Here is an 8,552-nt window from a genome sequence, read left to right as displayed (position 1 = left end):
AACCCCCAGCTAACTCATGGTCGGGGCGACAGGATTCGAACCTGCGGCCTCTTGGTCCCGAACCAAGCACGCTACCAAACTGCGCCACGCCCCGAACACAAAGGTAATTCTACACAAATACCTAAAGGAAGTCAAGCAGAGGACAAATGAAAACTGCTGAACAAAGATAGACATAACTCAACAGTTTATTTTATACAGCCTATCAAATCGCTTTCTCACTTCCTCCGAGATGCAGCAGGTTTGGCTTTTATCCAACCTAATTCCTCGGAGATTTTCATTGCTGTCAACCGTACTTGATAGATCATTTCAGGCATGCGCGACTTTTGAAAGCGCAGTTCTGGTCCGGCGAGGCTTAGTGAACCTACCACTTTGTTCTCCCACGAAAAAATCGCTACAGCCAGCCCGACCGTTCCTTCCGTCGTTTCTCCGTAGCTGACTGCATAACCTTGGTCTCTAACCGATACCAATTCTTCGGTGATCCGCTCCACTTCATCGCATCGAAAAACCTCAGGGATTTGGCGGAAGACCTCCTGCTGGGTTCGTAACGGGAGGTGAGCTAAAATCACTTTTTTAGAAGCTCCCCGGTATAAGGGGAGTCGCATACCGATCGGTTCCATTACTCGCAATGCGTGCGGAGAGTTAACTGCTTCCACGTAAACCCCGTAGAGGTCTTCTCGTACAGTGAGATAAACGCTTTCTTTTGTGGTTCGAGCCAGTTCCTTCATAAAAGGCTTGGCTAGAAGGCGAAGGGAGAGGTTATTCCAGACGATAAACCCAAGTTGTACCAGCGTAAGCCCCAGTTTATATTTTCGGTTTTGTTTGTTTTTATGAACGAGACCATGTTAAGCCAATGTGGCCAAGATACGACAGCCATGGCGGGGGCTAACAGGAAAAAAGGAGGTTAGCCACATGTGCGGCATTGCCGGTGTGTTATATAAAAAACCGTTTGGGCCCCGTAGGGAGAGCTGCTGAATCTGGTTTTTGGAATCCGCCACAGGGGCGAGGACTCCTGCGGAGTCGCTCTTTTTGAAGCACCTCAAGCCGACAAATCAGCGTCTTTTGACAGGGCAAAAAAGGGCTTGGAACGAAACCTAGAAGTTCGCTGTGACTCCTTACTTCCCGACGCAACAGAGACTTCCATCACTAAAGTATCTCCCCACATCTCTGCAGGAGTCGAAGCTTTGATCGATCTCATTGACCACGTCCTAAAGGCACGTTCTGGACGTATCTACAATTGTCACAGACAGGGGAACGGACTGAGCTTTCGCATCGAATATGGCGGTTCCCTGACCGAATTATGCTATGCCCTCGAAGCAGCACAGGTGCAAACCATCAGTCTAGGACGGCAGCTTCGAATTCATAAAGATCTGGGAACCGCCGATCGGCTCAATCAATTATACAGTTTTCAGGAACGCATCGACTCCCACGGCATCGGACACGCCCGATTGGCTACGGAAAGCCGTGTGTCCCCAGATCGTTCCCATCCCTTTTGGGCTTACGGTTTCTCCGATGTAGATGTACATAACGGACAATTGACGAACTATTGCAAACTGCGGCGCCGTTTTCAGCACCTCGGTTACCGATTTCGAACCGATAACGATTCAGAACTTATCGCGATCTACTGCCGCCCACTACCTGCAGAAGGGATTAGAACTGTTCTCCGTCTTAGAGCGCAGTCTATTTGAATTGGACGGGACCTTCACTTTCCCGGTGGCCACTTCAGAGCATATTGGTTTCGCCAAAGATAATTTGGCGGCTAAACCACTGGTCTACATGGAGATGGAGGACCGGGTCCTTTTAGCTTCAGAAGAAACATCTCTGCGCACAGTTGTCCCTGATCTGAATGTTCCTGTAGAAGAGCCGCCGCCATTTTCCATCGGCGCCTGGTCAGTGACGGGAGAAAAAGCTGTATATAAAGTACCGAACCGGGCGGTGATATAGAGATGAAAATGCTTGATGCCAACCAGATGAGCATCACCAATATCAACCGAAGCCTTCGCGAGGCCGGAAAGAAGGGGGAGCCTGTCCTTGTAAGCAACACCCTTGCCCGGCATCACCTGGCCGTGGGTATCTTGGCACCTGTACAAGTCACCTTTGTAGGGAGTGTCGGATACTATTCCGCCAGCCTCTCTGACGGTCCCTCTATTAGGGTAAAAGGCAGTGCCGGTTGGTTTGCCGCTGATAATTTCATGGCCGGCCAAATCGTCGTCGAAAAAGACGTGGGCAATTGCGCCGCCCCGGGCATGCGCGGCGGCAGTCTTATCGTACGGGGAAATTTAGGCTCCCGGGCCGGACAAGTGATGAAATCAGGCACCATACTTGTCGGCGGCAACGCCGGGTTTATGACCGGTTTTATGCTTTTTGACGGACGTATCGTCATCGTAGGTGACACCGGGGAGCTCTTAGGCCACTACATGATCGGCGGTCAGATTTTTGTAGCCGGTCAGATCGCGAGTTTGGGTACCGATGCTGTAGAAGCGGAGGTAACGGCTGAAGATAGTGATTTTCTCTCCGAAATTTTAGAACGATATGAGTTCCCTCATCCCGGCCGATTTCGCAAAATTATCTCCGGCCGGAAATACCACCACATCAAAAGGGGGTGACTTCCTCGGGGGAGACCTGGAACAAAGAGATCATCCGGCAAATCTGAGCGAAGGCCGCCACCGGTCACCATCAGGTCTCCGGCTTCGGCGCAAGGCGGTCCTTGCCGTCATTCAATGATCTAACTTTTCTACCGGCCGGACTTAGCCGCATGGTCATCGACGCCTATAAAGAAGAGTGCCGCACCCACACGGTTTTGGGTGCCCGTTTTGCCAACAAACCTCTTTAGTTGGATCGAGACGCTTTAGTACGGAACGTACATATACACCAGTCGTTAGGGATTCCCGTTCAACTTCTTGACCCGCAGCAAGTTAAAGAAATGGTCCCGCAAATCAATGTGGACGACGTGGTGGTTGCTGCCTACGAGCCTGAATCGGGGTACGGAGATCCAGTCCTGACGACCAACGCTGTGGCCGATGCCGCACGCCTCCTCGGTGTCGAATTTCGGCTGCAGACAGAAGTGACCGGGATTTTACAAAAAAGTGATGGTTCTGTACGGGGTGTTGTCACTGCATCCGGGGAAAAGATCATGTTGCCTATCGTTATCGACACGGCCGGTGCATGGGCCGGAAAAGTGGCCGCATTAGCCGGCAAAGAGATTCCTATCCGTCCTACCCGGGAACAAAAGCATGGCCGCCCTATCGCCCTTTGGCCATATCCAGCCTCGGAAACAGCCCGCTTATGGCCAAAGTGAGCTATATAGGACTCGCTGAAAGAGGAACTGCTGAGAATTATCGGATACTAGAGGATGTCATCGGCCATATCGCCAAAGGGATGCCTCTGGAAGAGGCCGAAATTATCGTATCTGGTGGACGAGGCATAGGCGGAGCGGAGCAGTTTTCGCTCGTCTTTGATCTGGCCCGTGTCCTCGGTGCTCATGTAGGAGCGAGTCGGGCTGCAGTTGATTCCGGTTGGATTGCTTATGAGCATCAAGTGGGACAGACCGGAAAGACGGTACACCCCAAGGTTTATATCGCTTGCGGCATTTCCGGTTCTGTCCAGCATCAAGCCAGCATGAAAGACTCCGAAGTGATCATTGCCGTCAATAAGGATCCATTGGCACCTATTTTTCAAATTGCTACATATGGGATCGTTGGCGATGTCCATGAAGTCTTACCAAGATTGACGAAAGCTTTTCGTTCGGAGAAAGAAATGTAAACTTCCCTCCCGATATGGTATGATAACCGGGAAAAGAGGAGGGAGTACTTTGACCCAACATCCGGAATGTTACGTCGCTTTATTTACAGCTGACCCGGTTAAAGTGGAGACCTATACTGATACATACGAAATGGATGTCACTGTGGAAGTGTCCGGCCAAGGTTATCAACGCCAGCCGGTTAAGTTTGAGTTTACCCAAACCGGTGACGGATTTATGGCACGAAATCTGGATTCGATTCTCTTTCCAGAAGCCCTGACCGACTGGGGCGTCGTCACCCATATGTCCGTCCTGTTTGAGGAAGATCGCGGGTTTTGTACCCCTTTGGCCCAGGGATTGGAAATCATCGCCGGTGATACCATAGAGATACGCCCTGGAGAGCTGGCCTTACTCATTCCCCAGCATACCTGCAAGCATTGCCAACAGAAGGCCTCCCAAGCTAATCAAGAGTGAGGAGTGTCTAGTGGATATAATAGAAGTCACCCTTGTCGATGAACTAAAGGAATGCCTGGCCATCCGCAAAGACGTCTTTATCCTGGAACAAGCCGTCCCGGAAGAACTGGAAGTGGACGATCACGATCGCTCTCCCTTGTCCTGTAAACACCTGTTGATCCGCTTGGACAGGAAGGGTGTCGCCACGGGTCGGCTCTGCCCTTATGACGAGGAAACAGCGAAGTTGCAGCGCATAGCCGTAAGGAAGGAACACCGAGGCAAAGGGATGGGGGCGATCATCGTCCAAGCCTTGGAGGAGAATGCCCAACGGGAGGGATACCACCGGACTCTCCTTGATGCCCAATTGCATGCACAAGCTTTTTATGAGAAATTGGGCTACGAAAAAGTATCCTCTGAGTCCTTCTTAGACGCCGGCATATGGCACGTTCGCATGGTGAAGGTCTTGCCTTCCCAAGAAATATAATAAAAAAAAGCGGGCTGGCCCACTACGCGGGTCAGCCCCTTTCTAAATCCTCCGTTCGAAAGATGAAGTGCTCCAAAATGATCACCGCCAGCACACCGATGACAAAACCGTTGCCCAAGATAGGCCGGACCAAAGCTGGGAAGCTAGCTGTAACCGCAGGCGGCAAAAAAGAAACGACTGTCGCCAACATCATCGGCAGGCCAACGATATAACCGTTGTCCATGCTCAAGGGGTCTGTCGACTCGAAGACGATCCTCAATCCCGTCGCCACTTGGGAACACATGATATATAGAAGCAAAGTGCCGATCACAACCGGTGGGATGTTACCGAGGTATTGAATCAGCTTCGGCGAAAAAGCAATGACGAAGAGGAAAACACCTGCCGGTACGAGTGTGAATCGGGAGGCACAGCTTGTCGAGGCGATGACACCAGGGCTTAAAGAAAAGTTGACGGGACCGATAATGCCTAAAAAACCGGAAAGCACATTCACCAAACCGGTCACCGTTACACCTCGGGAAATGCGCACCGGCATCCTGTCGGCCAGAATCATCTTGCCAACCGATTGTATAGACCCCAGATCATTGATCACCAAGGCAACGTAACATAGCAGCATAGATACAATCAAAGCCGGTTCCAACGAAACATGAAGAGTCACATCGCGAAAGAAAGAGGCCACGAAGGGTACTTGTGCAGACTCGGAAGGAACTTGAGGAAACAGTAGGTAATAAATCAAAGAACCGCCGAGCATCGCCCAGATAATGAGCGTCGATTTCCAAAGCCCAGACAGCCTTTGACTCACCGCCACCACAACCAGCAAAAGCAGCAAAGAAAACAGCAGATGTTGGAGGGGAGAGCCTTCGGCTTCAGGGGCAATGACGAGGTTAATTATGGTGGGGATAAGTGTAAAGGCGATGAGCAACAAGATAACCGCCACGACCCGAGGCGTAAATAGATTCTTTAGATAGGTAAACCAGCCGGTTGCACTGAGTACAGTCAGCAGAAATCCACAGATCATCATCGATGAATAGATTGCATCCATGGGACTTCCTGTGTTCGTTATAATGCCTACAAGTAAAATCGCTGCAGGCCCGGTGACCAGTGGTAGTTGATGTCCCCAATAGACCTGTATGAGGAGCATCACTGCAGTGATAAAAAACAATTTTTGCAGATAGGTGATTTGGTCCATGGGATCGGTAAAATGAATTTGGGCAACGATCTTTCCCAGAATGATGATCAACGGCACCGTAATGGCCAGCCACTGAAGGCCATAGATCAGGTTTTGCCAGCGGGGAGGACGATCTTCTAATCCATAGCGGTACGAAGGTACATTCAATAAGGTCATCTCCAAATCAATTACTTCATGAGCGATCATGACTTTTTTATTATACCTTACCGGAGGCAAGGATTATATTACCTAATCATCTGTCCTGTTTTGGTTAAATGATGATCCACATGGAAAAGGAGGAGCGTCAATGGGGATCACCGTGCGTACCTACACACTCGACGACTTTGAGGGACTCCTCGATCTGCAGAAGGAAGCCTTCCCGCCGCCCTTTCCAGAAGAGTTATGGTGGAAGCGGGATCAAATCGCCGCTCATGTGAGCACGTTTCCCGAAGGAGCCATGGTGGCTGAACTGGATGGAAAAATCGTCGGATCGGCTACGTCTTTGCTGATCCACCATGAAGGCAAACCTCATACCTGGGCAGAAGTCGCTGACGACGGATACATTCGCGGCAGCCATGATCCGCATGGGGACAGCCTCTACGGCATTGACGTCTGTGTTCGTCCCGCCTACCGGGGCCGCGGCGTTGCCCGCGCCCTTTACGAATCCCGCAAAGAACTGGTCATCCGCCTTGGCTTGAAACGTTTTTTAGCCGGCTGCCGGATCCCGAACTTCCACGAGTATGCCTGTCGAATGTCCTGTGAGGAATATGTTCAGCAGGTGGTGCAGGGGGAAATCACTGATTTGGTGCTCACCTTTATGATACGGCAAGGCTTGCGACCCTTACAGGTGTTAGATGATTACTTAGACGATGAAGAATCGCTAAACAAAGCTGTGTTAGTGGAGTGGACGAATCCCCATCTTCCTGTTCCTGCAGGAAAACCCTCGAGATAAAGAGAATTTTGTAAGCTTATCCTGTAGCCTAAAATTGCACTAATGTATTCACACGGAGGTGACCCCATGCGCTGGGTCTTTCCCAAGCAGCAATCGATTCCCCCTTATCCAGGACTTTCTCCTTTTCAGTCGGCCCTGTTGTGGCGACGGGGTATCAAACCGGATGATGCGGAGGCCTTCATCCGCTCATCCATTGACGATATGCACGACTCCCTTCTATTAAAAGACGCCGGAAAAGCAGCGCAGTTGATCCGCCAGGCGATTGATAATCAAACGCCTATTACCGTATACGGCGATTACGATTGTGACGGTGTTACCGGGACCGCCTTGATGGTGGAAAGCTTACGCAAACTCGGCGCTCAGGTGGACTGGTATATCAACAGCCGCTTTGTTGACGGTTTTGGCATGCACCCGAATGGCGTTGAGGAGATCGCCCGGCGGGGAGGGACCCCTCGACTCATCGTCTCCGTCGATAACGGCATTTCTGCCGTCACTGCGGTCCGGCGGGCCAAAGAACTTGGCATGCAAGTCGTGGTGACCGATCACCATGAGCCGGGAAGCGAACTTCCTCCGGCTGACGCCATCGTCAATCCCCGGCAAGCCGATTGTCCCTATCCCTATAAAAGTCTCGCCGGCGTTGGTGTCGCCTTTAAGGTGTTGCAAATCTTGTTTAAAGAGGCCGGCTGCCCTCGTGAGTTGCTTCGCTCCCTCGATCTGGTGGCTATCGGCACCGTTGCTGATGTCATGCCGGTGACCGGAGAAAACCGGATTTTCATAAAAAACGGGCTGAAGCTGATCAACTGGGGAGAGCGGGCTCGGACGGGCTTACGGGCCATTAAGGAAGTGGCCGCTCTACACCGGGAAGTCAATGCGCACTATCACTTAGGCTTTATCTTTGGCCCGATGCTCAATGCGACGGGTCGGCTTGACGGCGTCCCGGAGACGGCGGTAGACCTGCTGCTCACCCTGGACTATGCACAAGCCCGGGCATTGGCGATGGAGTTAAAGGATGTAAATCAACAGCGGCAGGAAATGACTCGCCGGCAGACAGACAAGGCGACTCGGCTGGTCAATCAGCGGGATTCTTTTATCGTCGTCTATGACCCGGAATTTCATGAAGGCATCGTGGGCTTAATCGCCTCACGGCTCAAAGAGGAGTATTACCGGCCTGTGCTCATCCTCACCGACAGCGAGGATGCAGGCATATTGAAAGGTTCTGTCCGGAGCGTAAAAGGCTTTTCGGTTAAGGAACACCTGATCGACGACTGTGCCGACTTGCTGACGAAAGGCGGCGGTCATGAGATGGCCGCCGGCTGTTCGTTGCCTCGGGAAAACCTACCCCAATTGAGGGAGCGTTTAAACCGAGCCGCTGGCAGCGTTTCTCCGGAACTGTTCACACCCTTTGTGGAGATCGATTACCTCCTGCGACCGGAAGATTTGGATATGGTGCTGATCGAAGAGATCGAGCGATTCGCCCCTTATGGCGTTGGATGTCCCCGGCCCAACATCTTGCTGGCCCCCTTTTGGCCCGAACAGGTTCGGTTTATGGGCCGGGAAGGAAATCACTTGCGCCTGAGCGGAGGCGGAGTTCAAGTGATCGGCTTCAACCAAGCCGAAGAATACCGTCAGGCTGGCATTGATGGTCCCTTGGCCATTTTAGGCCTCCCTGAAATCAATGACTACGACGGCATGATTCAGTTTCGCATGCGCGATGAAGGTTGGCAGGCTTACGGGGAAGTTTTCGCGGCGAATCAATAAGCTC

Annotated in this window: 11 protein-coding genes and 1 tRNA gene; 9 read left to right on the top strand and 3 right to left on the bottom strand. The window is 51.7% G+C overall.

What is annotated here, in order from left to right; all coding sequences use genetic code 11:
• Positions 1 to 17: 17 nt before the first annotated feature.
• Positions 18 to 94, bottom strand: a tRNA-Pro gene (locus H1S01_RS16055).
• A 121-nt stretch (positions 95 to 215) separates the two neighbouring features.
• On the bottom strand, positions 216 to 770 hold the full coding sequence (locus H1S01_RS16050) for an IclR family transcriptional regulator (RefSeq protein ID WP_423751931.1): 555 nt from the start codon (positions 768 to 770) through the stop codon (positions 216 to 218).
• A 309-nt stretch (positions 771 to 1,079) separates the two neighbouring features.
• On the opposite strand from H1S01_RS16050, the gene H1S01_RS16045 reads away from it, so the two are divergent.
• From H1S01_RS16045 to H1S01_RS16020, 7 genes are all read left to right on the top strand, one after another.
• Positions 1,080 to 1,685 (top strand): class II glutamine amidotransferase domain-containing protein, encoded by a 606-nt coding sequence (locus H1S01_RS16045; protein ID WP_188041429.1) that lies wholly within the window; start codon positions 1,080 to 1,082, stop codon positions 1,683 to 1,685.
• Position 1,686: 1 nt separating this feature from the next.
• Positions 1,687 to 1,941 carry a class II glutamine amidotransferase domain-containing protein gene (locus H1S01_RS16040; RefSeq protein WP_188041428.1) on the top strand — a complete coding sequence of 85 codons (255 nt, stop codon included), beginning with the start codon at positions 1,687 to 1,689 and terminating at the stop codon, positions 1,939 to 1,941.
• A gap of 2 nt (positions 1,942 to 1,943) precedes the next feature.
• On the top strand, positions 1,944 to 2,603 hold the full coding sequence (locus tag H1S01_RS16035) for a GltB/FmdC/FwdC-like GXGXG domain-containing protein (RefSeq protein ID WP_188041427.1): 660 nt from the start codon (positions 1,944 to 1,946) through the stop codon (positions 2,601 to 2,603).
• Between the two features lie 227 nt (positions 2,604 to 2,830).
• Complete coding sequence (locus tag H1S01_RS21645; RefSeq protein WP_243237379.1) at positions 2,831 to 3,295, top strand: NAD(P)/FAD-dependent oxidoreductase; 465 nt, start codon at positions 2,831 to 2,833, stop codon at positions 3,293 to 3,295.
• Positions 3,283 to 3,759 (top strand): electron transfer flavoprotein subunit alpha/FixB family protein, encoded by a 477-nt coding sequence (locus H1S01_RS16030; protein ID WP_341479119.1) that lies wholly within the window; start codon positions 3,283 to 3,285, stop codon positions 3,757 to 3,759. The genes H1S01_RS21645 and H1S01_RS16030 overlap by 13 nt, the downstream gene beginning before the upstream one ends.
• Before the next feature lie 49 nt (positions 3,760 to 3,808).
• The gene (locus H1S01_RS16025) at positions 3,809 to 4,210 is read left to right on the top strand and encodes a phage tail fiber protein (protein WP_188041425.1); all 402 of its coding nucleotides are present in this window, start codon (positions 3,809 to 3,811) and stop codon (positions 4,208 to 4,210) included.
• 10 nt (positions 4,211 to 4,220) lie between these two features.
• Positions 4,221 to 4,673, top strand: coding sequence for a GNAT family N-acetyltransferase (locus tag H1S01_RS16020; protein WP_341479118.1), 453 nt, complete (start codon positions 4,221 to 4,223; stop codon positions 4,671 to 4,673).
• Between the two features lie 31 nt (positions 4,674 to 4,704).
• Here the strand turns inward: H1S01_RS16020 and H1S01_RS16015 are convergent, their stop codons facing one another.
• Positions 4,705 to 6,075: a uracil-xanthine permease family protein gene (locus H1S01_RS16015; RefSeq protein WP_243237378.1), complete on the bottom strand. Its 1,371-nt coding sequence runs from the start codon at positions 6,073 to 6,075 to the stop codon at positions 4,705 to 4,707.
• A 70-nt stretch (positions 6,076 to 6,145) separates the two neighbouring features.
• On the opposite strand from H1S01_RS16015, the gene H1S01_RS16010 reads away from it, so the two are divergent.
• Positions 6,146 to 6,790, top strand: coding sequence for a GNAT family N-acetyltransferase (locus tag H1S01_RS16010; protein WP_188041424.1), 645 nt, complete (start codon positions 6,146 to 6,148; stop codon positions 6,788 to 6,790).
• Between the two features lie 66 nt (positions 6,791 to 6,856).
• Positions 6,857 to 8,548, top strand: coding sequence for a single-stranded-DNA-specific exonuclease RecJ (gene recJ, locus H1S01_RS16005; protein WP_188041423.1), 1,692 nt, complete (start codon positions 6,857 to 6,859; stop codon positions 8,546 to 8,548).
• The last annotated feature ends 4 nt before the right edge of the window (positions 8,549 to 8,552 follow it).

Origin of the sequence: Heliobacterium chlorum, assembly GCF_014502795.1 — a bacterium.
Classification (GTDB): Bacteria; Bacillota; Desulfitobacteriia; order Heliobacteriales; family Heliobacteriaceae; genus Heliobacterium; species Heliobacterium chlorum.
Note: the sequence above shows the minus strand (reverse complement) of the source record. Positions and strands in the feature narration are given on the sequence as shown.

What these genes read in the sequence shown, in the direction of transcription:
- H1S01_RS16035 (WP_188041427.1), top strand. Translation starts at nt 1,944, where the DNA reads ATGAAAATGCTTGATGCCAACCAGATGAGCATCACCAATATCAACCGA.
- H1S01_RS16030 (WP_341479119.1), top strand. Translation starts at nt 3,283, where the DNA reads ATGGCCAAAGTGAGCTATATAGGACTCGCTGAAAGAGGAACTGCTGAG.
- H1S01_RS16010 (WP_188041424.1), top strand. Translation starts at nt 6,146, where the DNA reads ATGGGGATCACCGTGCGTACCTACACACTCGACGACTTTGAGGGACTC.
- recJ (WP_188041423.1), top strand. Translation starts at nt 6,857, where the DNA reads ATGCGCTGGGTCTTTCCCAAGCAGCAATCGATTCCCCCTTATCCAGGA.